Raw genomic sequence first — 24,751 nt, 5'->3', positions numbered from 1 at the left:
CACCAGGTGGGCCGGGGATCTCGGATCCCCGGCCCACCTGCTTATGCTCCTGCACATGCTGACCATCACCCAGGCCCTGTACGACCAGATCGTGGCCCACGCCCGCGCGGACCACCCCGACGAGGCCTGCGGTGTCGTCGCCGGGCCGGTCGGCGAGGGCCGCCCCGAGCGGTTCATCCCGATGCTGAACGCGGCGCGCTCGCCCACTTTCTACGAGTTCGACTCGGGCGATCTGCTCAAGCTCTACCGCGAGATGGACGACCGCGACGAGGAGCCGGTGATCGTCTACCACTCGCACACGGCCACCGAGGCCTACCCCTCGCGTACCGACATCACGTACGCGAACGAGCCCGGCGCGCACTACGTGCTGGTCTCCACCGCCGACACCGACGGGGCGGGCGAGTTCCAGTTCCGCTCGTACCGGATCGTCGAAGGCGAGGTCACCGAGGAAGAGGTGAAGGTGGTCCAGGCATACTGAGCCTCGACCCGAGGCAGCAGGACCCAGGAACCCGGTGAGAATCCGGGACGGTCCCGCCACTGTGACCGGCCGGGTCGACGTGCACGCCGCTGCACGCGTACCGGCCGGAGAGTCAGGAACTGACCTGCTGCCTTCTCTCCACCGACTGGGGACGCGGAAATCCCCGGAGGAGGCTCTGCCATGTCCTGGCCGATACCTGCACGTACCCCGGTGCGCGTCCTCGTGGCCACCGCCCTGCTCGTCCCGCTCGCCGCCTGCTCGTCGGCCGCGGGCGACGCGAAGCCCGAGGCGAAGACCCCCGGCTTCCCGTACACCGTGACCAACTGCGGAGTGAAGACCACCTTCACCGCACCGCCCGAGCGTGCCGTCACGATGAACCAGCACGTGACCGAGGTGCTCCTCGAGCTCGGCCTGAAGGACCGCATCGCCGGCACCGCCTACCTCGACGACGCGGTCCTGCCGGAGTACGCGAAGGACTACAAGTCCCGCCCGGTGCTCGCCGAGGAGTACCCCTCGTACGAGAAACTCCTGTCCGCGAACCCCGACTTCGTCTACGGCGGCTACGCCAGCGCCTTCGCCGGGAACGAGGGGCGCTCGCGCGACGCGCTCGCCAAGTCGGGCATCGACACCCGGCTCAACATCGAGGGCTGCACCAACTCCGCCGTGACCATGAAGGACCTGTACCGGGAGGTCCGGGAGGTCGGCAGCACCTTCGGGGTGCGGAAGCGGGCGGACGCCTGGGTGAGCGGTGCGGAGCGTGAACTCGCCGATACCGCGCGGAGGTTGAAAGGCGTGCAGCCGCTCTCCGTCTTCGTCTACGACAGCGGGGACAAGACCGCGTTCACCGCGGGCGGGCGCGGCATCGGCAACGAGATCATCACCCGGGCCGGCGGCCGCAACGTCTTCGCCGACCTCGACAAGTCCTTCGGCGACGCCTCCTGGGAGAACGTGGTGGAGCGCGCCCCCGAGGTGATCGTGATCTACGACTACGGGGCGCAGACCGTGGAGCAGAAGAAGCGGCGGCTGCTCGACGACCCGGCGCTCGCGGACGTCCCCGCGATCCGGAACAAGCGCTTCGCCGTGCTGCCGCTCTCGGACGCGGTGCTCGGCGTGCGCGCACCCGCCGCCGTGGCGAAGCTGGCCGCCCAGCTGCATCCGGACGCGGTCAAGTGAGGGGCGGGTCCGGCCTGTTGAGGAACGGGGCCGGTCCGGCCGGGCGGGGTTCCGCCGTGGTGGTGGCGGTGCTCGCGGGCGCCCTCGTGGTGGCCGTGGTCGCCGGGCTCGCGCTCGGTCCGGTGCGGATCGCGCCGGGCGAGGTCGTACGGATCCTCACCGGCGGGGCCGAGCCGGGCCCGCTGCGCACCATCGTGCTCGACGTCAGGCTGCCCCGGGTGCTGCTCGGCGCGGTGATCGGCGCGGGCCTCGCCGTGATCGGCACGGTCCTCCAGGCCCTGGTCCGCAACCCGCTGGCCGACCCGTTCCTGCTCGGTGTTTCCTCGGGGGCCTCGGCGGGCGCGGTCCTGGTGATCGTGCTCGGGATCGGCGGGGGAGTGGCCATGACCGTCACCGTCCCGGCCGCCGCCTTCGCGGGTGCGATGGCCTCGCTGGCCCTCGTCTACGTGCTCGCCCGCGGCCGCAGCGGCGCCATGACCGGGGCGCGGCTCGTCCTCGCCGGTGTGGCGGTGGCGTACATCCTGTCCGCCCTGACCAGCCTGCTCCTGGTGACCTCCGCCGACGCCAACCACATCCAGGAGGTCCTCTACTGGACCCTCGGCGGACTCGGCAGCGCCCGCTGGCACATGCTCGCGCTGCCCGCCGCGACCCTGCTCATCGGCACCCTCGTCCTGGTCACGCTCGCGCGGCCGCTCGACCTGCTGCTCGCGGGCGAGGAGGGCGCGACGGTGCTCGGCCTGGACACAGGACGCTTCCGCGCCGCGGTCTTCGTGCTCACCTCGCTGCTCACCGGGGCGGCCGTGGCCTACAGCGGGGCCATCGGCTTCGTCGGCCTGATGGTGCCGCACGCCGCGCGGATGGTGGTGGGCGCGGGCCACCGCCGCCTGTTGCCGGTCGCGGCGCTGGGCGGCGCGCTGTTCCTGGTCGTCGCGGATCTCGCGGCGCGCACGGTGGCGGCGCCCCAGGACATCCCGGTCGGCGTCCTCACGGCCCTGACCGGCGGCCCGTTCTTCCTGTGGCTGCTGCACCGGGGGCGGTCGGCGGAAGGGGCGGTGGCGTGATGCGACGCCGGATCACCGAAGGACGTGATGCCCCTGCTCACCGAAGGAGCGGCGCCTGATGCTGCACATCGAGGACCTCTCGTACGAGACCGGCGGGCGCACCCTCGTCGACGCCGTCACCCTGCACGCGGCGCCCGGCGAGACCGTGGGTCTCGTCGGCCCCAACGGGAGCGGCAAGACCACCCTCCTGCGCTGCGTGTACGGGACGCTCAAGCCGAGCGCCGGACAGGTGCGCGTCGACGGGACCGTGCTCGACGGCGCCAAGGAGCGGGCCCGGCGGATCGCCACCGTGCCGCAGGACGGGCAGTCCGCCTTCGAGCTGACCGTGCGCGAGGTCGTGGCGATGGGCCGCTCCCCGCACAAGAAGTTCTGGGAGCCCGACTCGGCGGCCGACCGGCTGCTCGTCGACGAGGCACTCGCCCGCGTCGGCGTCACGGACCTCGCCGAGCGCCCCTTCCCCGGCCTGTCCGGCGGCGAGCGCCAACGCGCCCTGGTGGCACGGGCGTTGGTGCAGCAGCCGCGCCTGCTCGTCCTCGACGAGCCCACCAACCACCTCGACATCCGCTACCAGCTGGAGATCCTCACTCTCGTCCGCGAGCTCGGCACCACCAACCTCCTCGCCCTGCACGACCTCAACCTGGCCGCGTACTTCTGCGACCGCATCCACGTGCTGCGCACCGGGGCGGTCGTGGCCTCGGGAACGCCCGCCGAGGTCCTCACCCCGGACCTGCTCGCCGAGGTGTACGGGGTGCGCGCCGAGGTGGCGGTCCACCCGGCGACCGGGGCGCCCACGGTCACGTACCTGCCGGGCCCGCGGACGCCGCACGCGACCACAGCCCCCGCCTCTCGTCCGAGTGCCGAACAGAAAACGTCCGCGATGTGAGATCACACTCCGATTCCCCGGACGGGAATCGATACGATGACCGCATGGTTCAACACGACGTGAGTGACAAGACGCCGGGCATGCTGCTCGTGGCGCGCCTCCACGTCGACCTGTGCAGGCTGAACAGCGCCATCTGTCCACGCTGACCCCTGCCGCCGACCCTGCTGTCCCAGGGGGCCGAGAGCCGCGCCGCGGCCTGGGCGACACGGCGACTCCTCCGCGTACGACCCGGCAGTTCCGCGCGCACCGCACCGCGCGCACCCACACTTTCCTCATCCGACAGGAGCCGCAGCCATGGCCATCGAGGTCCGCATCCCGACCATCCTCCGCACCTACACTGACGGCGAGAAGGCCGTCCAGGGCAGCGGGGACACCCTCGCCGAGCTCTTCGCCGACCTGGATTCCCGCCACTCGGGCATCGAGGCCCGCATCGTGGACGAGGGCAAGCTGCGCCGCTTCGTGAACGTGTACCTGAACGACGAGGACGTCCGCTTCCTGGACGGCATCTCCACCAAGCTCGCCGACGGCGACAGCGTAACGATCCTGCCCGCCGTCGCGGGCGGATCGGTCTGAGATGCGGTACGACTCCCCGCTGGCCGCGGTGGGCAACACCCCTCTGGTGCGCCTGCCGCGGCTGTCGCCCTCGGACGACGTGCGGATCTGGGCCAAGCTCGAGGACCGCAACCCCACCGGCTCCATCAAGGACCGGCCCGCGCTGCACATGATCGAACAGGCCGAGAAGGACGGCCGGTTGACGCCCGGCTGCACCATCCTCGAGCCGACCAGCGGCAACACCGGCATCTCGCTCGCGATGGCCGCGAAGCTCAAGGGCTACCGCATCGTCTGCGTCATGCCCGAGAACACCTCGTCCGAGCGCCGCGAACTGCTCGCCATGTGGGGCGCGGAGATCATCTCCTCGCCCGCCGCCGGCGGCTCCAACACGGCGGTCCGCGTGGCCAAGGAACTGGCCGCCGAACACCCGGACTGGGTGATGCTCTACCAGTACGGCAACCCCGACAACGCGGGCGCGCACTACACGACCACGGGCCCGGAGATCCTCGCCGACCTCCCGTCGATCACCCACTTCGTCGCGGGCCTCGGCACCACCGGCACCCTCATGGGCGTCGGCCGCTACCTGCGCGAGAACAAGCCGGACGTGAAGATCGTCGCCGCCGAGCCGCGCTACGACGACCTGGTCTACGGCCTGCGCAACCTCGACGAGGGCTTCATCCCCGAGCTCTACGACGAGACGGTGCTCACCACCCGCTTCTCCGTCGGCTCGGCGGACGCGGTCACCCGTACCCGCGAACTCCTCCAGCAGGAAGGCATCTTCGCGGGCGTCTCCACCGGAGCCGCACTCCACGCGGCGATCGGCGTCGGCCGCAAGGCCGTCAAGGCGGGCGAGAGCGCGGACATCGTCTTCGTGGTCGCCGACGGCGGCTGGAAGTACCTGTCGACGGGCATCTACACGGCGGCCTCGACGGAGGCGGCGATCGAACTGCTGCAGGGGCAGCTCTGGGCGTAGGGCGGGGCGGAGTTCGTGCCAGGGGGCGGGGTCAGACCTCGCACAGGGGAGCTGGACAGTCCCCTCCCTCCCGGGGGCCGCGCCAGCCCTTCCAGGCTATCGGCGCCCACTGACACCGAGGGGCGCCGCGGTCAGCTGTGCAAGTGACGGACCTGGTCCCACAGGACCGGGTCCACCACCCCCGCCCGCCGCCGGAAGGCGCCGAGCGGCACCTCGCGCAGCTCGTCCGTCTCCAGGAAGCTCGGCCGCCCCCGGGCGTCGCCCACCGCGCCGGGCGGCAGCGGGATCACCCCGGCCCGCTCGTCGTGGTACTTGCTGGTGATCTTCACGACCACGGCCCTGCGCCCGCGCACCTCGAGGACCAGGCAGGGCCGGTCCTTCGAGCCCGGGCCGTCCTCGTACGGGACGTCCGCCCACCAGATCTCGGCCGGTTGGGGCCTGCGTCCGGCGCCCCGGCCCCGCGGACGCGGCCGCGCCGGCGGCCGCCGCTCGCCGCCCGGCCGGCGCCGCGAGCGCGCACGGCCGTCGACCACCGCCGCGACCAGCGCAATCGCCACGACGGCGGCCAGCGCGAGCCACCAGGACGTGTCCATACGCCCGAATCTACCGGCGGCCCGCACACCCGGCGCGCCGGACCTCCTCGTCGAGCCGGATCCATCCGAACCGGTGACACGGCAGGTGAGTTCGCCCACAACGGCCCATGACGCAGGGGCGACGCGGTCTTTTGCGCCTTACGCTCAACAAACCGCACGACCCCCGTCACGTCCTGCCAGCACGGAGGTTCCTGTCTCCATGAAGCTCACCGTCGTCGGCTGCTCGGGGTCGTTTCCGTCCGCGGACTCGGCCTGCTCGAGCTACCTCGTCGAGGCCGACGGCTTCCGGCTGCTCCTCGACATGGGCAACGGTGCCCTGGGCGAACTGCAGCGCCACTGCGGTCTCTACGACCTCGACGCCATCTTCCTCAGCCATCTCCACCCCGACCACTGCATCGACATGTGCGCGTACTTCGTCGCGCGCTACTACCGCCACGAAGGCGGCCGCTGCGATGCGATCCCCGTGCACGCACCCGAGGGCGCCCAGGAGCGCCTGACCACCGCGTACGGCGACAGCCCCTCGGCCTCGGCCATGGGCGAGGTGTTCGACTTCCACACGCTCAAGCCGGGCGCCGCCTTCGAGATCGGCCCGTTCTCGGTCCGTACGGAGCGGGTCGCCCACCCCGTGGAGGCGTACGCGCTCCGCGTCGAGCACGGCGGCCGCTCGCTCGTCTACTCCGGTGACACGGGCGCCTGCGACCAGCTCGACGAGCTGGCCTCCGGCACCGACCTGTACCTGTGCGAGGCCTCCTTCATCCACGGCAAGGAGGACATCCCCGACCTCCACCTCAACGGCCGCGAGGCCGGCGAGAGCGCCACCCGCGCGGGCGTGGGCCGGTTGGTCCTCACGCACATCCCGCCGTGGACGGACGCGCAGGTCAACCTCGCGGACGCGCGCGAGGCGTTCGCGGGTCCGGTGGAGCTCGCGGCGCCCGGAGCGACGTACGAACTCTGAGCCGGTACCCGGCCGTTGCGCGGATACGGCAGAAGGCCCCGGAACCTTTCGGTTCCGGGGCCTTCTCCGTGTTCAGGCGAGGATCAGCCGTGGATCACAGGGATCACTTGGTGATGTCCTCGATCTCCTCCTCGGGCTCGCGGCCCGGGGTGGTGAGGTTGAACTTGATGATCGCGAAGCGGAAGGTCACGTAGTAGATGACACCGAAGACCAGACCGATCGGGATGATCATCCAGGGCTTCGTCGCGTGCGTCCAGTTCAGGGCGTAGTCGATGAAGCCGGCCGAGAAGTTGAAGCCGGTGTGCACACCGAGGCCCCAGGTGACGGCCATGGAGACGGCGGTCAGGATCGCGTGCAGCACGTACAGGATCGGCGCGATGAACATGAAGGTGAACTCGATCGGCTCGGTCACACCGGTGACGAACGAGGTCAGGGCGAGCGAGACCATCATGCCCATCACGACCTTGCGGCGCTCGGGGCGGGCGCAGTGCGCGATGGCGATCGCGGCGGCGGGCAGACCGAACATCATGATCGGGAAGAAGCCGGACTGGTACATGCCGGCCGTCGGGTCACCGGCCAGGAAGCGCGGGATGTCACCGTGGATGACCTCGCCGGCGGCGTTGGTGAAGTCGCCGAGCTGGAACCACGCGACGGTGTTGATGAACTGGTGCATGCCGACCGGGATCAGCGCGCGGTTGACGCCACCGAAGAGCGCCGCGCCACCGGCGCCGAGGCCGGTCATCCACTCACCGAAGCTGGAGATGCCCTCACCGATCGGCTCCCAGACGAGGCCGAAGAAGACACCCACGATGATGCCGACGAAGGCCATCAGGATCGGGACGAGACGGCGGCCGTTGAAGAAGCCGAGCCAGTCGACGAGCTTGGTGCGGTGGAACTTCTGCCACATCACGGCCGACAGCAGACCCATGATGATGCCGCCGAAGACACCGGGGTTGTTGTACGTCGCGGCGACGTCCTCGCCCTTCTGGATCACCGCCTCGGTGACCGGGAAGGCCTCGAGGACCTTGCTGTAGACGAGGAAGCCGACGAGGGCGGCGAGCGCGGTGGAGCCGTCCGCCTTCTTGGCGAAGCCGATGGCCACGCCTATGCAGAACAGGATCGGCAGGCTGCCGGTGATGGCGCCACCGGCGTTGTTGAAGACCGCGGCGACCTTGTCCCAGCCGAGGCCGTCGGCGCCGAAGATGTCGGGCTGGCCGAGACGGACCATGATGCCCGCGGCGGGCAGCACGGCGATCGGCAGCTGCAGGCTTCGGCCTACCTTCTGCAGGCCCTGGAACAGGCCGGAGCCCCGCTTCTTCGCGGGAGCAGCGGCGGCGGTGGCCGTACTCATGAACTTCCTCCAGTGGGCATGACGCCGCCTGGAACAGAAGTACGGGGACGGCGACGTCGCTCAAGGGACGCGGTCCTGATCGGCCGCGTGGTCTACACCAATTAGTGGTGTAGACCAGTTGTAACACGGTGAAGACCAGATAAGGAACCTCCGATTCCAGTGGCCTGGCGCACAGCGGGACAGACATGACAAAAGACCCTCGAATCGCAAGGGATTCAAGGGTCTTTCGTCGTGTACGGGCCGCTGGACGGGGCCCGGTCGAGGGCTTTCGGGGGCTACGCCTTGGTGTTCTCCCGCTCCAGGGCCTCGGCCTCTTCCTCAGGCTCGCGTCCCGGCGTCTTGATGTCGAACTTGGTGATCGCGAAGCGGAACACCGCGTAGTAGACGACCGCGAAGCACAGGCCGATCGGGATGATCATCCAGGGCTTGGTGGCGAGGTTCCAGTTGATGACGTAGTCGATCAGACCGGCCGAGAAGCTGAAGCCGTCCTTCACGCCGAGCGCCCAGGTGACCGCCATCGAGACACCGGTGAGGAGTGCGTGGACCGCGTACAGGGCCGGCGCGATGAAGACGAAGGAGTACTCGATCGGCTCGGTGATGCCGGTGACGAACGAGGTCAGCGCGAGCGAGAGCATCATGCCGCCGACGGCCTTGCGGCGTTCGGGCCGCGCACAGTGGACCATCGCCAGACAGGCGGCCGGCAGGGCGAACATCATGATCGGGAAGAAGCCCGTCTGGTAGATGCCCGCGCTCGGGTCGCCGCTGAGGAACATGTTGATGTCGCCGTGCACCGTGGTGCCGTCGGGCTTGGTGAACGAGCCGAACTGGAACCAGAGCGGCACGTTCAGGAACTGGTGCAGGCCGATGACGAGCAACGCGCGGTTGGCGAGGCCGAAGATGCCGGAGCCCCAGGCGCCCAGTCCTTCGAGCCAGTTGGAGAAGCTCTCCAGGCCGTCGCCGATCGGCGGCCAGATCCACAGGCAGAGCGCGGCGAAGAGGATGCCGATGAACGCCATGATGATCGGGACGAGCCGGCGGCCGTTGAAGAAGCCCAGCCAGGAGACCAGCTTCGTGCGGTGGAAGCGCACCCAGAAGAAGGCGGCGAGCAGGCCCATGATGATGCCGCCGAAGACGCCCGGGTTCTGATAGGTGGCGTTGGCGGCGGCCTTGGCCGCGTAGTCGATGCACTGGTTGCCCGCGAGCGTCTGGCCGTCGGGGCAGTCCACCGGGAAGCTGCGCAGCACCCCGCGGTAGACCAGGAACCCGGCCACCGCCGCGAGGGCCGTCGAGCCGTCCGCCTTCTTGGCCATACCGATCGCGACACCGATGCAGAAGAGCAGCGGCAGGCCGAGGTCGGCGTCGAGCAGGGCGCCGCCCGCGCCGGCGAACACCTTGGCGACGTTCGTCCAGCCGAGGCCGTCGTCGCCGAAGACGTCCGGCTGGCCGAGCCGGTTGACGATACCGGCGGCGGGGAGCACCGCGATGGGCAGCTGAAGGCTGCGTCCCATCTTCTGCAGGCCCTGGAAGAAATTGCTCCAGGGACTCGGCCGCGGTGCCGCGGCGGCGTCTGCGCTCATGGGAGTCCTCCCGGAATAGGCCGGACGTGGCGGCCGTTGTAGATTGGTGTAGACCAGTGAGGGACCGGCGTCGGTCTGCGCGGGAAAACCCGTGCGTATGCCGATGATCGCCATCATTCGGTACGTGGATGATGACTGCTCGCGAAGATGGGCCAACCGTGCGTTACCGTGACAAAGCGGGCCAATGGTGGGCCGGCCGTCGCTCGCGAGAGCGCGCGAAAAATCAGGGAGAAAACCATGGCCACGAAGGCTGAGAAGATCGTTGCCGGCCTCGGCGGTATCGACAACATCGAAGAGGTCGAGGGCTGCATCACCCGCCTGCGCACCGAGGTCGTCGACGCTTCGCTCGTCGACGAGGCCGCGCTCAAGGCCGCCGGCGCCCACGGTGTGGTGAAGATGGGCACCGCGATCCAGGTTGTGATCGGTACGGACGCCGACCCGATCGCGGCGGACATCGAAGACATGATGTGAGCGACTGAGCTTTTCGAGGGCCCCGCTGCCGGAGTTTCCGGGCGGGGCCCTCGTGCTGCCGCGGCTCCGTCGCGGTGCATCCGGCCTCCGGCCGGATCTCCTCAAACGCCGGAGGGGCTGAGTCGGCCGGATCTCCTCAAACGCCGGAGGGGCTGGATGGATAGGCTCGCCCTCATGTCTCGTATCGACGGCCGCACCCCCGAACAGCTCCGCCCCGTCACCATCGAACGCGGATGGAGCAAGCACGCCGAAGGATCCGTCCTCGTCTCCTTCGGCGACACCAAGGTCTTCTGCACCGCCTCCGTCACGGAGGGCGTCCCGCGCTGGCGCAAGGGCAGCGGGGAGGGCTGGGTCACCGCCGAGTACTCGATGCTGCCCCGCTCCACCAACACCCGTGGCGACCGCGAGTCCGTGCGCGGCAAGATCGGCGGCCGTACGCACGAGATCTCCCGGCTCATCGGCCGCTCCCTGCGCGCCGTCGTCGACTACAAGGCGCTCGGCGAGAACACGATCGTGCTTGACTGCGACGTCCTTCAGGCCGACGGCGGTACGCGTACCGCCGCCATCACCGGCGCGTACGTGGCGCTCGCCGACGCCGTCGCCTGGGCCCAGGGCAAGAAGCTGATCAAGCACGGCCGCAAGCCGCTCACCGACACGGTCTCCGCCGTCTCCGTCGGCATCGTCGACGGCGTCCCGCTGCTCGACCTCTGCTACGAGGAGGACGTGCGCGCCGAGACCGACATGAACGTGGTCTGCACGGGCGACGGCCGATTCATCGAGGTGCAGGGCACCGCCGAGGCCGCGCCCTTCGCCCGGGACGAGCTCAACGCGCTGCTCGACCTCGCGGTCGCCGGCTGCGACGAGCTCGCCGCCCTGCAGCGCAAGGCGCTGGAGCAGACCGCGGGCTGAGCTGCGCCCGCGGGTCGCGTGAGCCGCCCCACCCCGGGGCGGGCCGCGCAACCGTGCACGTGGTCACCGGCGTTCTTAGGGATACGGGCGTACGGCACTCCGCCGTACGCCCGTCCGCCACAAGGGGAGGAACCGTTCCATGGCCTCGCGCCACCGCCGTATTGCCCTCGCCGTCGCCGGCGTCGCGCTGCTCGCGCCGTTCGCCCTCGGCTGCAGCGCCGTCGAGAAGGCGCTCGACTGCGCCCAGACCGCGGGCGCCGTCGCCCAGAGCGCCTCCGACCTGCAGCAGGCCATCCAGGACGCGGCCGAGAACCCGCTCGAGGCCGAGAAGGCGCTCGACGACATCGACAAGAACCTCGACGAGATCACCGACAAGACGGACAACGCCGATGTGGGCAAGGCCGTCGAGGACCTCTCGGCCGCCGTCGGCAACGTGCGCAAGGCCATCGAGGACGGCGACCCCACGCCCGACGTGAGCCCGGTCCTCGACGCGACCGGCGAGCTGACGAAGGCCTGCAAGCCGTAGCGACAGCCGTAGCCGTCAACGCGCACGGGTCCGGGCGGCCACAGCCCCCGGACCCCTGCCGTGGCCGGGCGGCCCGGCGGCGATAATCGCCCCATGACCCGCCTCATCCTCGCCACCCGCAACGCCGGAAAGATCACCGAGCTGCACGCGATCCTCGCGGAAGCCGGGCTCGACCACGAACTCGTCGGCGCAGACGCCTATCCCGAGATCCCGGACGTCAAGGAGACCGGCGTCACCTTCGCCGAGAACGCCCTGCTCAAGGCGCACGCCCTCGCCCGGGCCACCGGCCTGCCCGCCGTGGCCGACGACTCCGGCCTCTGCGTGGACGTACTGGGCGGTGCCCCCGGCATCTTCTCCGCCCGCTGGGCGGGCCGGCACGGCGACGACAAGGCCAACCTCGACCTGCTCCTCGCCCAGCTCTCCGACATCGACGCCCCGCACCGCGCGGCCCACTTCGCCTGCGCCGCCGCCCTCGCCCTGCCCGACGGCACGGAGCGTGTGGTCGAGGGGCAGCTGCGCGGAGTCCTGCGCCACGCACCGGCGGGCGACGGCGGCTTCGGCTACGACCCGATCCTTCAGCCCGACGGCGAGACGCGGACCTGCGCCGAGATGACGGCCGCGGAGAAGAACGCGATCAGCCACCGCGGCAAGGCGTTCCGCGCCCTGGTGCCGGTCGTCCAGGAACTCCTGGGCTGAGCACGCTGGCGTACGCGAAGGGGCGCGCTTCCGCCGTACGGAAAGGGACCCTCCCGCGGCCGTACGCGAAAGGGCGCCCCCACGACGGGGGCGCCCTTCCTGCTGTGCGGTCGGAGGGACTCGAACCCTCACGGGATTTCTCCCACCAGGACCTAAACCTGGCGTGACTGCCAATTCCACCACGACCGCGACAAAGCGGGCATCGCGCCGGTCCGGCGCGTACCCGCCCGGTCAGTGTACGGGGGAGCGGTCAGGGGCGGGAGCGTGCCCGCGGACGCCGGTCAAGTGCCGCAAGGCATACGGAGGTTCAGGCGGCGGGCGTACGGGGGATTCAGGCGGCGGGCGTACGGAGGTTCAGGCCGCGCTGACGATGGCTTCGCGGAGCGCACCGGCGAACCGCGCGGAAGCGCTGTCGCTGTAGCCGAGGAACAGGAAGGGCTCCACCACTTCCACCTCGGCCACCCGCGGCGCACCCCGCTGGTCACGGATGACGTCCACCCGCGCATACGGCAGCGGCGATGCGGCCGGTACGGCGGCCAGCGCCGCATGGGCGAGGGCCAGGTACTCGGCGTCCGGCTCGAAGGATTCGACCGTCCATGCCGACTCCTCGCTCCCCGGAGGCAGCAGGGTGTCGCGGTGGATCTCCTCCGGCAGATAGGGGCCCCGGGTCACCGCATGGCTGAACTCGCCGCCCAGAAAGACGAAGGACTTCTCGCCCTCGCTGTCCACGGCGTCCAGGTACGGCTGCACGAGCATCCGGCCCGAGGACATGGCGTAGGCGCAGGCCTTCTCCCTGTCCCGGGTGCGCATGGCGCCGGTGCCGCCTGCGCCGACGGCGGGTTTCACCACCAGGTCCTCCCAGTCGGAGGGGATCGAGCGGGAGAGCGCCGAGGCGCTGCTGCACACCTCTGGGTCCACCCAGAGGGTCGGCACCGTGGGGCAGCCCGCCCGCGCGAGATCGGCGAGATACCCCTTGTCGGTGTTCCACTCGATGACATCCAGCGGATTGAGCAGCAGACAGGTGCTCGAGATGGTGCGCAGGGCGCCCAGGAACGCCTCCCGGTCCTCGATGTAGTCCCAGGTGCTGCGGACGACGGCCGACCGGTACCGGCTCCAGTCGGTGTCACGGCAGGACCAGTTGACCGCCTCGCAGGTGAGGCCCGACCGGTTCAGTGCCTGGAGGGAACCGTCGAGATCCGGGTCGTGGATGCCGGAGGTCAAATACGCGACGTCGATGGACGCATGCATGGGGGATTTCCTCTGTACGGGGGTGGACGCAAAGCGCCTTCCACCCTGCCGAACAGGGAACTTCGGCCCCGTGGCCCGCTGATCCGTCCGAGCGAGCGCGCTCGGAGCACTTGGGGCGAACCCGGGGGCGCGCACCAGGGGCGCGCCGTCCCGGGCCGCACGTCCGCACCGCGGCGACGGCCCGGGAGGACGGACTCGGGCCGGGAGGTCTCAGACCCCGAGGTCCCGCATGATCTTGGCCACGTGGCCCGTCGCCTTCACGTTGTAGAAGGCGTGCTCGACCTTGCCCTCCTCGTCGACCACGACGGTGGAGCGGATCACGCCCGTGACGACCTTGCCGTACAGCTTCTTCTCGCCGAAGGCGCCGTAGGCCTCGAGGACCTCCTTCGACGGGTCGCCGACGAGGGTGACCTTCAGGTTCTCCTTGTCGCGGAACTTCGCGAGCTTCTCCGGCTTGTCGGGCGAGACGCCGATGACGTCGTAGCCGGCGGAGGCGAGCGCGTCGAGGTTGTCCGTGAAGTCGCAGGCCTGCTTCGTGCAGCCCGGGGTCAGGGCCGCCGGGTAGAAGTAGACGATGACCTTGCGGCCTTTGTGCGCGGCGAGGGAGACCTCGTTGCCGTCCGCGTCGGGCAGGGTGAAGGCGGGGGCGGTGTCGCCGGGCTGCAGGCGCTCGCTCATCGGTCAGGCTCCTCGGGAGGCGGTCGGTGTCGGTCGGGCGGTCCGTCCCGGTCGCTCGGTCGGGACCGGTACGGAATGAGCGTAACGGGGCCGCCGTGAGGTGCCGGATCGTGGGAACTGACAGACTGTCTCTTCCCAGAGACGTACGACAAAACGGAGGCGGCGCGGTGTCGGATGCCAGGACCCCCGCTGAGATCGAGGCGGACATCAAGCGCCGGCGGGCGCAGCTGGCCGTGACCCTGGACGAGATCGGGGTGCGCATGCACCCGAAGACGATCGCCGGGGAAGCCAAGGCCAAGTTCGTCGGCAGCGTGGACCAGACGCTCGGCCGCGCGTATGTGAGCGCGAACCGGGCGGTCAGCGAGGTGAAGGCGCAGTTCGTGGACGGTGACGGGGCGCCGCGCATGGAGCGCGTGGTGCCGGTGGCGCTGCTCGTCGTCGGTGTCGTGGGGCTGCTGGCCCTCGGTTCGCGGCGCCGCAGGGGCTAGCGGGCCGGGGCCCTGGAGGGAACGGCGGGGGCGGAGCCAGGTAGGTTGCGGAACGTGAGTGCCAGAGGAATCGAACGCAGTACCCATCACGACAAGCTGCCCATCCGGATGCTGCACGACCGCGTGCTCGTGCGTACGGACACGGTCGAGGGCGAGCGGCGTTCGACCGGCGGGATCGTGATCCCGGCGACCGCGGCCGTGGGCCGGCGGCTCGCCTGGGCGGAGGTCGTCGCGGTCGGGCAGAACGTGCGCACGGTCGAGCCCGGCGACCGCGTCCTGTACGACCCGGAGGACCGGGCCGAGGTCGAGGTGCGCGGGGTCGCGTACGTGCTGATGCGCGAGCGCGATCTGCACGCCGTGGCGGCGGACCGCTTCGAGGGGGCCGAGGATTCGACGGGGTTGTACCTGTAGCCCCTGGAGTGCGTGCGGCTGCTGACGCAGGTGCCATACGGCGAGGGGCCGGCGAACAGTTCGCCGGCCCCTCGCCGTATGCGCTGCATGGCCCTCCTACGTACTCCCCGCATCCGCCCCACCGTTCTCCCCGCCCCCGGAGCCGCCCCCGTCCTGCCCGCCGACATCGCCCCCGCCGTCCGCGCCCCCGTTGGTCTGCCCCTGGACCTGGCCTTCCGACTGTCCCTGGTCGGTCCCCTGGGTCTGGCCCTGGTCCTGGCCCTCCGTCTGACCCTGGTCGGCCCCCTGCGTCTGCCCCTGGTCCGCGCCCTGCGTCGGGCCCTGGGTCTGTCCCTCGTCCTGGCCCTGGTTCGCGCCGCCGTTCTCGCCGCCCTGCGTCCGGCCCTCGTCCTGGCCCTCCGTGCCGCCGTCCTGCGGCGGAACGGTGGGCAGCGGCGGGGGCTCCTCGGAGCCGGAGGGGATCTCCAGGTCGAACTCGCTGACGGGCTCACCCTCCAGCGCCGTCCGCGTGAACTGGGCCCAGATCCGCGCCGGATACCCGCCGCCGTTCATCCGCGCCTGCCCCACCGCCCCGTACAAGGGCGTCTGGATGGCTGTCTCCGGGTCCTGGCCCATCACGGCGACCACGGTGGCGAGTTCGGGCGTGTAGCCCGCGAACCAGGCCGCCTTGTCCTCCTCCGCCGTGCCCGTCTTGCCCGCGGCCGGGCGGCCCGCGGCGAGCGCGGCGCTGCCGGTGCCGTCGTCCACGACGCTCTGCAGCACGGACGTGGTGGTGTCGGCGGCCGCGCGGGAGACCGCCTGGCGGGTGTCCCGGGCGGGCAGCGTGATCTCCTCGCCGTTCTTCTCCAACTTGTCCACCAGCGCGTACGTGCCGTGCCGGCCGTGGTTGGCGAGCGTGGCGTAGGCCTGGGTGACGTCGAGGACGCTGGCGGTCGGGGTGCCCAGCGAGATCGAGGGGTACGGGCCGAGACCGGGCGTGGTCTTCGGGATGCCGAGGTCGACGGCGGTGTTCATCACCTTCTCCGGGCCGACGTCCACGGCCATCTGCGCGAACACCGAGTTCACGGACTTCTCGGCGGCGGTGCGCACGGTGATGTTCCCGTAGTCGACGTGGTCCTCGTTCTCGGGCGCGAACCGCTCGCCGTTCCAGCCCTGCACCGGACGCCCGCTGGTGCCGTCGTAGATGGTGTTCGGGGTGATCGGACGGCCGTCCTGGGTCGTCGAGTTGTTCTCCACGGCCGAGGTGAGGACGAAGGGCTTGAGGGTGGAGCCGGGCTGGTAGTCGCGCCGGGTGGCGTTGTTGGTGAACTGCTTGACGTAGTCGATTCCGCCGTAAAGCGCCGTGACCCGCCCGGTGGCCGGATCGATCGCGGCGCCGCCGACCCGGACGCTGCCGTCGATCTTCCGCGCCTTCGGGTCCAGCTTCGACATCAGCTGCTCGTCCACCGCCTCGACGAACGCGTCCTGCTGATCGGGGTCGATCGTCGTCGTGATGCGGTAGCCGCCGGTCTTGAGCTCGTCCTCGGTGACGATCTCGTTCGCGAGGAGATAGTCCTTGACCGCGTTGACCAGATAGCCGCGCTGCCCGGACAGGCCGGAGGACAGGCCCGCCTCGGCCTCGGGCGCGGGGAACTTCATCGCCTGCCGCTCGGCCGGGCTCAGCCACTTCTCCTTGACCATGCCGTCCAGGACGTAGTTCCAGCGCCCCACGGCCCGCGGCTTGTTCTCCGGGTGGGCCGTCACGTCGTACGCGCTGGGGGAGTTGAGCAGCGTCGCGAGATACGCGCCCTCGGCGGTGGTGAGATCCTCGGGCTTCTTGTCGTAGTACGCGTGCGCCGCGGCCGAGATGCCGTACGCGTTCCGGCCGAAGTAGCTGGTGTTGAGGTAGCCCTCGAGGATGTCGTCCTTGCTGACCTCGCGCCCCAGCTTGATCGCGATGAAGAACTCCTTCACCTTGCGGCTGATCGTCTGGTCCTGGCTGAGGTAGTAGTTCTTCACGTACTGCTGCGTGATCGTCGAACCGGACTGCTTGCCCTTGCCGGTGACGGTGTTCCAGGCCGCGCGCAGCATCGCCTTCGGGTCCACCGCGGACTCCGAGTAGAAGTCGCGGTCCTCGGCGGCGAGCACCGCCTGCCGTACGTGTTCCGGGACTTGGGCCAGCGGGATGTTCTCGCGGTTGACGCCGCCGTCGCGCGCGAGCTGTTTGCCGTCGGCGTACAGGTAGACGTTGGTCTGCGCGGTCGCGGCGGAGTTTGCGGGCGGGATGTCCACGATCAGGTAGCCGGCCACGAGCGCGCCGCCGAGCAGCAGGCACACGAGCAGGAAGGTGCCGAGGACCATCCGCCAGGTGGGGATGATGCGCCGCCAGCCGGTGCGCTTGCGGCGCTGCTTCCTGCCCTTCGCGGACTTGGCCGTCTCGGCGGACTCGGCCTGACCCTCCGGGCCCGGCTGCGGCGCGCCCGCGAGCTCCGGTTCGCGTGGCGCCCAGCCCGGGTGCTCCGCGGACCGGTCCGGCTGCCGCCCGCTGTCCGGCCCGCCCTCCGGCCCCTCCTGCTCACGCGGCTCGTCGCTCATATCTCCCGGAACTCCCGTTTCGCCAGTGGAGAGCCTGTTCTGAACCCTGATGGACACTTTTGCATCCGGCTCTGTGCGCCCCCTGCTCGCCGCGCGCCCGTGACGGCTCCCCGATCGGCCGGACGGGTGAAAACGCGTGGCGCCCTGTTGCCGCGGGCGGCTAGGGTCTTCGTCTTTGGCCGCCGGAAGGCAAGGGGGTGGATCCGTGCGGTTGTATGCGGCGGTGGCGGCGGGCAGCTTCCGGCGGCATGCGACGTACCGGGTGGCGACCGCCGCGGGCGTCTTCACCAACACGGTCTTCGGCTTCGTGCTCGCCTTCACCTTCAACGCCCTGTGGGACGAGCGCCCCAACCTCGGCGGTTACGACAAGCCCGAGGCGCTCACGTACGTCTGGATCGGGCAGGCGCTGCTCGCGACCTGCGGCCTGATGGGCGGCGGCGGGTTCGCCGAGGAGCTGATCGAGCGGATCAAGACGGGCGATGTCGCCGTCGACCTCTACCGGCCCGCCGACCTCCAACTGTGGTGGCTGGCCACCGACTTGGGGCGGGCCGCCTTCGAGCTCGCGGGCCGCGGGATCGTCCCGATGGCCGTGGGCGCGCTCGCCTTCGACCTCGCGCTGCCCGGTGCCTCCGGGGACCTGTGGCGCTGGCCCGCCTTCCTCGGCTCGGTGGCGCTCGGGGTCGTGGTCGGCTTCGCCATCTGGTTCCTCGTCTCGCTCAGCGCCTTCTGGCTGATGGACGGCGCCGGCGTGGTCCAGGTCGCCTGGCTGTGCGGGTTGTTCTTCTCCGGGATGCTGCTGCCCCTGACGGTGTTCCCCGGGGCGCTCGGCGAGGTGGCGCGGGTGCTGCCGTGGGCGTCGATGCTCCAGGTGCCGGCCGATGTGTTCCTCGGCAAGTACACGGGCTGGGGCCTGGCGAAGGCGTACGGGTTCCAGGCGGGCTGGGCCGTGGTGCTGCTCGCGGCCGGCCGCGTCCTCCAACTGGCCGCGCGGCGAAGGGTGGTGGTGCAGGGTGGCTGAGCACGCACCGGGCGCACCGACCGCACCGGGTGCTCCGGGGACCGCGCGGGCCACGGGCGTCGGCGGGCTCGCCGCGTTCCGGATTATCGCGGCGATGTGGATCCGCTCCACGATGACGTACCGCTTCTCGTTCGCGATGACGCTGCTCGCCAACTTCGTCGTGACCTTCTTCGACTTCGTCGTGATCCTGCTGATGTTCACGCACGTCGAGGGCCTCGGCGGCTTCGGCTTCGCGGAGGTGGCCTTCCTCTACGGGACGACGAGCACCGCCTTCGGCCTGGCGGACCTCGCGCTCGGCCAGGTCTCGCGGATCGGCCGGCGCGTGCGCGACGGCACGCTCGACACCCTCCTCGTCCGGCCCGCCCCGGTCCTCGCACAGGTCGCCGCCGACCGGTTCGCGCTGCGCCGCCTGGGCCGGGTCAGCCAGGGGCTGTTCGTCCTGGTCTGGTCCCTGGTCCTGCTGGACCTCGACTGGACCGTCCTGAAGGTGTGCCTGGTGCCGCTGATGGTGCTGTCCGGGGCGGGGATCTTCGGGTCGGTGATGGTGGCCGGCGCCGCCTTCCAGTTCTGGGCGCGCGACGCCGCCGAGGTGGTCAACTCCTTCACGTACGGCGGCAATACGCTGCTCCAGTACCCGCCGACGATCTTCGCCAGGGAGCTGGTGCGCGGCGTGACCTTCGTCCTGCCGCTCGCCTTCGTCAACTGGCTGCCCGCCCTCTACGTCCTCGGCCGCCCCTACCCGGTGGACCTGCCGGAGTCCACGGCCTTCCTGCCGCCGCTGGTGACGGCGGTGTGCGCGCTCGCGGCCGGGGCGTGCTGGCGGGCCGGCCTTCGTTCGTACCGCAGCACGGGGAGTTGATGTGACCGACCGAGAGACGGACGCCGTCTCGGACTTCATCGAGCTCGAGGACGTGCGCAAGGTGTTCGACGTCCGCAGGAAGAAGGGCTTCCTGCGGCGCGAGCGGCACGAGGTGCGCGCCGTGGACGGCATCAGCTTCACCGTGCCGCGCGGCGAGATCGTCGGCTACATCGGGCCGAACGGCGCGGGCAAGTCCACCACGATCAAGATGCTCACCGGGATCCTCACGCCGAGCGGCGGCCGGATCCGCGTCGCGGGCATCGAGCCCTCGCGCGAGCGCACGAAGCTGGCGCACCGCATCGGTGTCGTCTTCGGTCAGCGCACCACCCTGTGGTGGGACCTGCCGCTGATCGACTCGTACAAGCTGGCCCACCGCATGTACCGGATCCCCGACGCGCGCTTCCGCGAGAACCTCGACCGCTGCGTCGAACTCCTCGACCTCGCCGACCTGTTGGCCGTGCCGGTCCGCCAGCTCTCGCTCGGACAGCGGATGCGCGGAGACATCGCGGCGGCCCTCCTGCACGACCCCGAGGTGCTCTACCTGGACGAGCCGACCATCGGCCTCGACGTGGTCAGCAAGGCCAGAGTCCGGGAATTCCTCCGGGACTTGAACGCCACGGCCGGCACCACGGTCCTCCTGACCACCCACGACCTCCAGGACATCGAGCAGCTCTGCAAACGCGTCATGGTCATCGACCACGGCCGTCTGATGTACGACGGGGCGCTCGCCGGGCTGCACGAGATCGGCGAGAGCGAGCGCACGCTCGTGGTCGACCTGGAGCGCGAACTGCCGCCGCTGGACATCACGGGCGCACGGGTGCTGCGGGTCGAAGGGCCGCGCCAGTGGCTGGCGTTCCCGGCGACCGCCTCCGCGGCCCCGCTCGTCACCGAGGTCGCCTCCTCGTACCCGCTCGTCGACCTGTCCGTGCGCGAACCGGACATCGAGGCCGTGATCGCGAAGATGTACGCGGACCGGGCAGAGCTGGGGTGACCTTCGCCGCAGCGGCCCGGCTAGGCTGATTCGTATGACCGACGAGCTGCCCGAGCTGAGGGCCTCCGACGCCGACCGCGAGCGGGTCGCCGAGGTGCTGCGGAACGCGCTGGCCGAGGGCCGCCTCGACATGGAGGAGTTCGACGAGCGCCTCGGAGCCGCGTACCAGGCGCGCACATACGGGGAGTTGGAGCCGCTCACCCGCGACCTGCCGACCGGCGCCGCCGCCGCTCCCGCCCCCACCGGCCTCGCGGCGGCCGGCGACTGGTCATCCCGCATCGGCGGCGAGGCCACCTCGCGCCGCGGCATCGCGATCATGGGCGGCTTCCAGCGCAAGGGCATGTGGACGGCGCCGCGCCGCTTCTCCTGCTTCACGTTCTGGGGCGGCGGAGAGATCGATCTGCGCGACGCCCGCTTCGAGGACCGCGAGATCGTCATCAACTGCGTCGCGATCATGGGCGGCATGACGGTCACCGTCCCGCCCGGCGTCGAGGTCGTCGTGCGCGGCTTCGGCATCATGGGCGGCTTCGACCACAGCCAGGAGGGCGTCCCGGGCGACCCCGGCGCCCCCCGCGTGATCCTTACGGGCTTCGCCCTGATGGGCGGCATCGGCGTCCTGCGCAAGGTCACCCGCGCGGAGAAGCAGCGCCAGAAGGAGGAGCGCCGCCGCGCCAAGCTGGAGAAGAAGGCGGAGCGCAGGGAGTTGGGAGAGTAGGGCCTACGGCGGCGTCACGGGATGTCGGTGCGCAGATCCTTCACGTACCAGTCGAGCCCGGTGCCGCCCCGCACCGCCCGGGGCGTGAACCCCGCCCGCCGCGCGACCGCCGCGGAGCCCGGATTCTCCGGCTCGACCTGGATCACCGCCTCCCGCCCGCCTTCGCGTGCCGCGTACGGCAGCACGAGCCGCACGGCGCGGGTGGCAAGGCCCTGCCCGCGCCACGGAGCGTAGAGACCGTACGCGACGTTCACCTGGCCGGGGGCGAGCCCTTCCGCGGCGAACCGCAGATCGACCGTCCCCACGAGCGTCCCGCCACCGTCCACCCGGATGCCGAACGCGCGCAGCGGCCCGGCGTCCGCCCACTGCTCCATGCAGTGCCGCACGTACGCGTCCACGCTCTCCCGCGTGCCCGGACCGCCGTTGAGGAAGCGCACGAGCAGGGCGTCCTCGCCCGCGAGATGGCCGTCCACGTCCTCAGGGCGCAGCGGTGACAGCGTGACGGTCCCGTCGGACAGCATCATTTCGCCCATCGGCCGGCCTCAGAGCTCCGCCGGAGCCCGCCCCCGCAGATGCGCCAGGTTGAACGCCTCGGCCATCTTGCGGTAGCCCGCGTCGCTCGGGTGCAGGTGGTCGCCCGAGTCGTACGGGGCCCGCAGCCGGTCCGGTGCGTACGGATCGCGCAGGGCGCGGTCGAAGTCGACCACCTCGTCGAAGACGCGGCCCGCGCGGATCTCCGCGTTGATCGTGCGGCGCATCGCCTCCAGGTGCGGGCGGTAGCCGCGGTGGCCGTTGAACGGCATCAGCGTCGCGCCCGTCACGCGCAGCCCGCGGGCGTGCGCCTGGCGGGTCAGCTCGCGCATCGCGTCGAGGATCTCCTCGGCGCTCGCGCCCTCGGGGTTGCGCAGCAGGTCGTTCACACCGAGGCAGACGACCACGGCCCTGATCCCCGTACGGGACAGGACGTCGCGGTCGAAGCGGCTCACCCCGCTGGGGCCCGCGGGCTTGTAACGGCCGCCGGGCACCAGCTGGTTGCCGCTGATCCCCGCGTTGAGCACGCCGAGCCGGGGCGCGCCCGCCTCCTCGCGCAGCCGGTCCGCGAGGATGTCCGTCCAGCGCGCGTTGGCGCCGAGGGTGGAGCTGACGCCGTCGGTCAGCGAGTCGCCGAGGACGGCCACCGAGCCGGCGGCCTCGCGCGTGAGGACGTCGACCGCGGTCAGATAACGCCAGTACGGGCTCTGCCCGGTGTAGCGGTCACCGCGCGGGTTCTGCGTCTGGTCGCCGTTCGCCACGTACGAGATCTGCCGTGCGTGCGGGTGGTACGTGACCGGTCCGGACGACCGCTGCGAGTAGGTGCTCACCAGCAGGTCCGCGTCCGCGGGCACGCCGAGGTGCGCCGGGTCCGAGACCACCTGCCCGCCCGCCGGGATCACCACGGAGGGCTTGCCGCCGAAGGTCAGCCGGCGCAGCGACTCCGGGAGCGCGGTCGGGTTGCTGGGCGCGGAGGCCACCGCGATCGAGGCGTGGTCGATGGTCAGCGGCGCGGTGCCGAAGAGGTTGGAGAGCGTGATGCGGGCACTCGTACCGCCGACGCTCGTGTGCACCACATTGCGCAGCGTGCGCCCGGCGAAGCCCGCGCCCGTACGCGGTTCGGCACCGGCCGGGGCCGTGGACCACGTACCGACCCAGGAACCCGCGGAGGCGCGGTCGGCCGAACCCTGCGGCGAGGGGCCGGCGCTCACCGTGGTGTCGCGGTCGCCGCCGCCCGAGAAGGTGACGTATATGGCGGTGCCGACAAGGACCACCAGAGCGGCCATGGCGGCCAGGAGGGCATAACCGTGACGCCTGGTCATGCGCGTGAGCTCCTCGGGCAGGGGAGCCCTCGGCTCCGGTTCGACAATCCCATTTTGCGGTATGCAGCCCGAGGTCGCGCACGGTACCCCCCGTGTCGTGCCCGGCCGTCATCCCCGACTCCGTACCGGGGACATCCCTGATGTTTCCCCGGTTCCGTGTCGACAGGGAAGGACGCCGGGAACTCCTGATGCGTTCCAGGAGTCGGTCAGATGTGATGCGTTCGATGAACGGGTCAGGCAGGGACAAGTCGGGCAGGGACGAGTCAGGCAGGGACAATAGGTGCGAGATCCCGGGTACCGGCAGCAGCGAGACCTGACCTCGGGTGCCGGCCGGCGGATGGAGCGGTAGGGCGGATGGAACGGACGAACGTGAGGGATACGGAGCAATCCGGACCGGCCTCGCGCAGGCAGCATGCCCCGGGCTCCGGCTTCTCATTCAACGCCGCCGACGAGGAGCGGCGCCGCGGTGTGCGCCGTATGAAGGCCACCGCGACCGGCCTGCTGGTCTTCGTCGCGGTGGTCTACATCCTCGCCAAGTGGGCGCAGAACTCCGGCATGGGCCCCTGGACCGGTTACGTGGCGGCCGCGGCCGAGGCCGGCATGGTCGGCGCGATGGCCGACTGGTTCGCGGTCACCGCCCTCTTCCGGCATCCCCTCGGCCTGCCCATCCCGCACACCGCGATCATCCCCACGAAGAAGGACCAACTCGGCGCCTCGCTCGGTGAGTTCGTGGGTGAGAACTTCCTCTCCGAGGACGTCGTACGCCGCAGGTTGCGCACCGTCGCCCTCGGCGCCCGGCTCGGCGAGTGGCTGGCCGAGCCCGCCAACGCAGACCGCGTCACCTCCGAGCTGTCCACCGCCCTGCGCGGCGCGCTCACCGTCCTGCGCGACTCCGACGTGCAGGCCGTCGTCGGCGAGGCCATCACGCGGCGCGCGGACGCCGCCGAGATCGCCCCCGGCATCGGCAAGACCCTGGAGAAGGTGGTCGCGGACGGCGGCCACCGCAAGGTCGTGGACCTGGTCTGCGTACGGGCCCACGACTGGCTCGTCGTGCACAGCGACCAGGTCATGGACGCGGTGCAGGGCGGCGCCCCCGGCTGGACCCCGCGCTTCGTGGACAAGAAGGTCGGCGAGCGGGTCTACAAGGAGCTGCTGCGCTTCGTCACCGAGATGCGCGACATGCCCGAGCACCCCGCGCGCGGCGCCATCGACCGCTTCCTGCGGGACTTCGCAGCCGACCTCCAGTCCGACACGGACACGCGGATGCGCGTGGAGCGCCTCAAGTCCGAGGTGCTCGGCCGCGGCGAGGTGCAGGACATCATCGCCTCGGCCTGGTCCTCCGTGCGCCAGATGATCGTGGCCGCGGCCGAGGACGAGCGCAGCGAGCTGCGTCTGCGCGTGCGCGCCGGGCTCCTGTCGCTCGGCGCCCGCCTGTCCGCCGACGCCCGGCTGCGGGCCAAGGTGGACGGCTGGGCGGAGGATGTCGCGGTGCACGTGGTGAACACGTACCGCCGCGAGATCACCTCGCTGATCACGGACACCGTCGCGGGCTGGGACGCCGACCAGACGACCAGGAAGATCGAGGCGCACATCGGCCGCGACCTGCAGTTCATCCGGATCAACGGCACGGTGGTGGGCTCGCTGGTGGGACTCCTGATCTACACGCTCACGCACGCTCTGGGCGCGTAGGGGGTACGGGGTCACGCGCGGCTCGGGGC

The 24,751-nt window shown here is 70.9% G+C and carries 27 protein-coding genes, 1 tRNA gene and 1 riboswitch; of the genes, 19 read left to right on the top strand and 9 right to left on the bottom strand.

The features are described from left to right. Nucleotides 1–55: 55 nt before the first annotated feature. From BLT97_RS23645 to BLT97_RS23615, 7 genes are all read left to right on the top strand, one after another. Entirely contained in the window at nucleotides 56–478 is a 423-nt protein-coding gene (locus BLT97_RS23645) for a M67 family metallopeptidase (protein ID WP_176953872.1), read from the top strand. Further along, nucleotides 449–620: riboswitch (cobalamin riboswitch) on the top strand. (Overlaps the previous gene by 30 nt.) 38 nt (nucleotides 621–658) lie before the next feature. Next, entirely contained in the window at nucleotides 659–1,651 is a 993-nt protein-coding gene (locus tag BLT97_RS23640; RefSeq protein ID WP_425442752.1) for an ABC transporter substrate-binding protein, read from the top strand. A 14-nt stretch (nucleotides 1,652–1,665) separates the two neighbouring features. Beyond that, entirely contained in the window at nucleotides 1,666–2,712 is a 1,047-nt protein-coding gene (locus tag BLT97_RS23635) for a FecCD family ABC transporter permease (RefSeq protein WP_093613695.1), read from the top strand. 58 nt (nucleotides 2,713–2,770) lie between these two features. After that, nucleotides 2,771–3,595, top strand: coding sequence for an ABC transporter ATP-binding protein (locus BLT97_RS23630; protein ID WP_093613443.1), 825 nt, complete (start codon nucleotides 2,771–2,773; stop codon nucleotides 3,593–3,595). Between the two features lie 44 nt (nucleotides 3,596–3,639). Beyond that, entirely contained in the window at nucleotides 3,640–3,741 is a 102-nt protein-coding gene (locus BLT97_RS39005; protein ID WP_328707661.1) for a putative leader peptide, read from the top strand. A 148-nt stretch (nucleotides 3,742–3,889) separates the two neighbouring features. Then, entirely contained in the window at nucleotides 3,890–4,168 is a 279-nt protein-coding gene (locus BLT97_RS23620; protein WP_093613439.1) for a MoaD/ThiS family protein, read from the top strand. A 1-nt stretch (nucleotide 4,169) separates the two neighbouring features. Beyond that, nucleotides 4,170–5,120: a PLP-dependent cysteine synthase family protein gene (locus BLT97_RS23615; RefSeq protein ID WP_093613437.1), complete on the top strand. Its 951-nt coding sequence runs from the start codon at nucleotides 4,170–4,172 to the stop codon at nucleotides 5,118–5,120. A 131-nt stretch (nucleotides 5,121–5,251) separates the two neighbouring features. Here the strand turns inward: BLT97_RS23615 and BLT97_RS23610 are convergent, their stop codons facing one another. Then, the gene (locus BLT97_RS23610; RefSeq protein ID WP_093613435.1) at nucleotides 5,252–5,713 is read right to left on the bottom strand and encodes a type II toxin-antitoxin system PemK/MazF family toxin; all 462 of its coding nucleotides are present in this window, start codon (nucleotides 5,711–5,713) and stop codon (nucleotides 5,252–5,254) included. Nucleotides 5,714–5,912: 199 nt separating this feature from the next. On the opposite strand from BLT97_RS23610, the gene BLT97_RS23605 reads away from it, so the two are divergent. After that, nucleotides 5,913–6,668 (top strand): MBL fold metallo-hydrolase, encoded by a 756-nt coding sequence (locus BLT97_RS23605; protein ID WP_093613433.1) that lies wholly within the window; start codon nucleotides 5,913–5,915, stop codon nucleotides 6,666–6,668. A 103-nt stretch (nucleotides 6,669–6,771) separates the two neighbouring features. On the opposite strand, the gene BLT97_RS23600 is transcribed toward BLT97_RS23605, so the two are convergent. Together BLT97_RS23600 and BLT97_RS23595 are read right to left on the bottom strand one after the other, a co-directional pair. After that, entirely contained in the window at nucleotides 6,772–8,019 is a 1,248-nt protein-coding gene (locus BLT97_RS23600) for a PTS transporter subunit EIIC (protein WP_093613431.1), read from the bottom strand. Between the two features lie 275 nt (nucleotides 8,020–8,294). Continuing rightward, nucleotides 8,295–9,596 (bottom strand): PTS transporter subunit EIIC, encoded by a 1,302-nt coding sequence (locus tag BLT97_RS23595; RefSeq protein ID WP_093613429.1) that lies wholly within the window; start codon nucleotides 9,594–9,596, stop codon nucleotides 8,295–8,297. Nucleotides 9,597–9,743: 147 nt separating this feature from the next. Between BLT97_RS23595 and BLT97_RS23590 the strand changes: the two genes are divergently transcribed. From BLT97_RS23590 to rdgB, 4 genes are all read left to right on the top strand, one after another. After that, nucleotides 9,744–10,067: a PTS sugar transporter subunit IIB gene (locus BLT97_RS23590; protein ID WP_281251149.1), complete on the top strand. Its 324-nt coding sequence runs from the start codon at nucleotides 9,744–9,746 to the stop codon at nucleotides 10,065–10,067. A gap of 174 nt (nucleotides 10,068–10,241) precedes the next feature. Next, nucleotides 10,242–10,976: a ribonuclease PH gene (rph, locus tag BLT97_RS23585; protein ID WP_093613425.1), complete on the top strand. Its 735-nt coding sequence runs from the start codon at nucleotides 10,242–10,244 to the stop codon at nucleotides 10,974–10,976. Between the two features lie 139 nt (nucleotides 10,977–11,115). Beyond that, nucleotides 11,116–11,502, top strand: coding sequence for a hypothetical protein (locus BLT97_RS23580; RefSeq protein ID WP_093613423.1), 387 nt, complete (start codon nucleotides 11,116–11,118; stop codon nucleotides 11,500–11,502). 93 nt (nucleotides 11,503–11,595) lie between these two features. Beyond that, nucleotides 11,596–12,198 (top strand): RdgB/HAM1 family non-canonical purine NTP pyrophosphatase, encoded by a 603-nt coding sequence (gene rdgB, locus BLT97_RS23575; RefSeq protein WP_093613421.1) that lies wholly within the window; start codon nucleotides 11,596–11,598, stop codon nucleotides 12,196–12,198. 105 nt (nucleotides 12,199–12,303) lie between these two features. Here the strand turns inward: rdgB and BLT97_RS23570 are convergent. The 3 genes from BLT97_RS23570 to bcp form a co-directional block, all read right to left on the bottom strand. Then, nucleotides 12,304–12,387: transfer RNA gene (locus tag BLT97_RS23570), tRNA-Leu, on the bottom strand. A gap of 165 nt (nucleotides 12,388–12,552) precedes the next feature. Further along, the gene (locus tag BLT97_RS23565) at nucleotides 12,553–13,446 is read right to left on the bottom strand and encodes an ATP-grasp domain-containing protein (RefSeq protein WP_093613419.1); all 894 of its coding nucleotides are present in this window, start codon (nucleotides 13,444–13,446) and stop codon (nucleotides 12,553–12,555) included. A gap of 210 nt (nucleotides 13,447–13,656) precedes the next feature. Next, nucleotides 13,657–14,124: a thioredoxin-dependent thiol peroxidase gene (gene bcp / locus BLT97_RS23560; RefSeq protein ID WP_093613417.1), complete on the bottom strand. Its 468-nt coding sequence runs from the start codon at nucleotides 14,122–14,124 to the stop codon at nucleotides 13,657–13,659. Nucleotides 14,125–14,291: 167 nt separating this feature from the next. Between bcp and BLT97_RS23555 the strand changes: the two genes are divergently transcribed. Beyond that, entirely contained in the window at nucleotides 14,292–14,612 is a 321-nt protein-coding gene (locus tag BLT97_RS23555; protein ID WP_093613415.1) for a DUF3618 domain-containing protein, read from the top strand. 108 nt (nucleotides 14,613–14,720) lie between these two features. Continuing rightward, nucleotides 14,721–15,023, top strand: a complete 303-nt coding sequence (locus tag BLT97_RS23550) for a GroES family chaperonin (protein ID WP_425442758.1) — start codon at nucleotides 14,721–14,723, stop codon at nucleotides 15,021–15,023. A gap of 96 nt (nucleotides 15,024–15,119) precedes the next feature. Here the strand turns inward: BLT97_RS23550 and BLT97_RS23545 are convergent, their stop codons facing one another. Next, nucleotides 15,120–17,597, bottom strand: a complete 2,478-nt coding sequence (locus BLT97_RS23545) for a transglycosylase domain-containing protein (RefSeq protein ID WP_093613411.1) — start codon at nucleotides 17,595–17,597, stop codon at nucleotides 15,120–15,122. Nucleotides 17,598–17,802: 205 nt separating this feature from the next. On the opposite strand from BLT97_RS23545, the gene BLT97_RS23540 reads away from it, so the two are divergent. From BLT97_RS23540 to BLT97_RS23525, 4 genes are read left to right on the top strand one after another with little or no spacing between them, the layout of a single operon-like run. Then, complete coding sequence (locus BLT97_RS23540; RefSeq protein ID WP_093613409.1) at nucleotides 17,803–18,615, top strand: ABC transporter permease; 813 nt, start codon at nucleotides 17,803–17,805, stop codon at nucleotides 18,613–18,615. Next, nucleotides 18,608–19,474, top strand: a complete 867-nt coding sequence (locus tag BLT97_RS23535) for an ABC transporter permease (RefSeq protein ID WP_245769512.1) — start codon at nucleotides 18,608–18,610, stop codon at nucleotides 19,472–19,474. Before BLT97_RS23540 ends, BLT97_RS23535 begins: the two co-directional genes overlap by 8 nt. A gap of 1 nt (nucleotide 19,475) precedes the next feature. Then, a complete protein-coding gene (locus BLT97_RS23530; protein ID WP_093613405.1) occupies nucleotides 19,476–20,465 on the top strand; it encodes an ABC transporter ATP-binding protein in 990 nt (329 codons plus the stop codon). A gap of 34 nt (nucleotides 20,466–20,499) precedes the next feature. Continuing rightward, on the top strand, nucleotides 20,500–21,180 hold the full coding sequence (locus BLT97_RS23525) for a DUF1707 SHOCT-like domain-containing protein (RefSeq protein WP_093613403.1): 681 nt from the start codon (nucleotides 20,500–20,502) through the stop codon (nucleotides 21,178–21,180). A gap of 14 nt (nucleotides 21,181–21,194) precedes the next feature. Here BLT97_RS23525 and BLT97_RS23520 read toward each other — a convergent pair whose 3' ends face one another. After that, complete coding sequence (locus tag BLT97_RS23520) at nucleotides 21,195–21,713, bottom strand: GNAT family N-acetyltransferase (RefSeq protein ID WP_245769511.1); 519 nt, start codon at nucleotides 21,711–21,713, stop codon at nucleotides 21,195–21,197. Nucleotides 21,714–21,722: 9 nt separating this feature from the next. Then, nucleotides 21,723–23,033 (bottom strand): SGNH/GDSL hydrolase family protein, encoded by a 1,311-nt coding sequence (locus tag BLT97_RS23515; protein WP_093613399.1) that lies wholly within the window; start codon nucleotides 23,031–23,033, stop codon nucleotides 21,723–21,725. Between the two features lie 477 nt (nucleotides 23,034–23,510). Between BLT97_RS23515 and BLT97_RS23510 the strand changes: the two genes are divergently transcribed. Continuing rightward, on the top strand, nucleotides 23,511–24,722 hold the full coding sequence (locus BLT97_RS23510) for a DUF445 domain-containing protein (RefSeq protein WP_093613693.1): 1,212 nt from the start codon (nucleotides 23,511–23,513) through the stop codon (nucleotides 24,720–24,722). Nucleotides 24,723–24,751: the final 29 nt, after the last annotated feature.

Source organism: Streptomyces indicus (assembly GCF_900100315.1).
Taxonomy (GTDB): Bacteria; Actinomycetota; Actinomycetes; order Streptomycetales; family Streptomycetaceae; genus Streptomyces; species Streptomyces indicus.
Note: the sequence above shows the minus strand (reverse complement) of the source record. Positions and strands in the feature narration are given on the sequence as shown.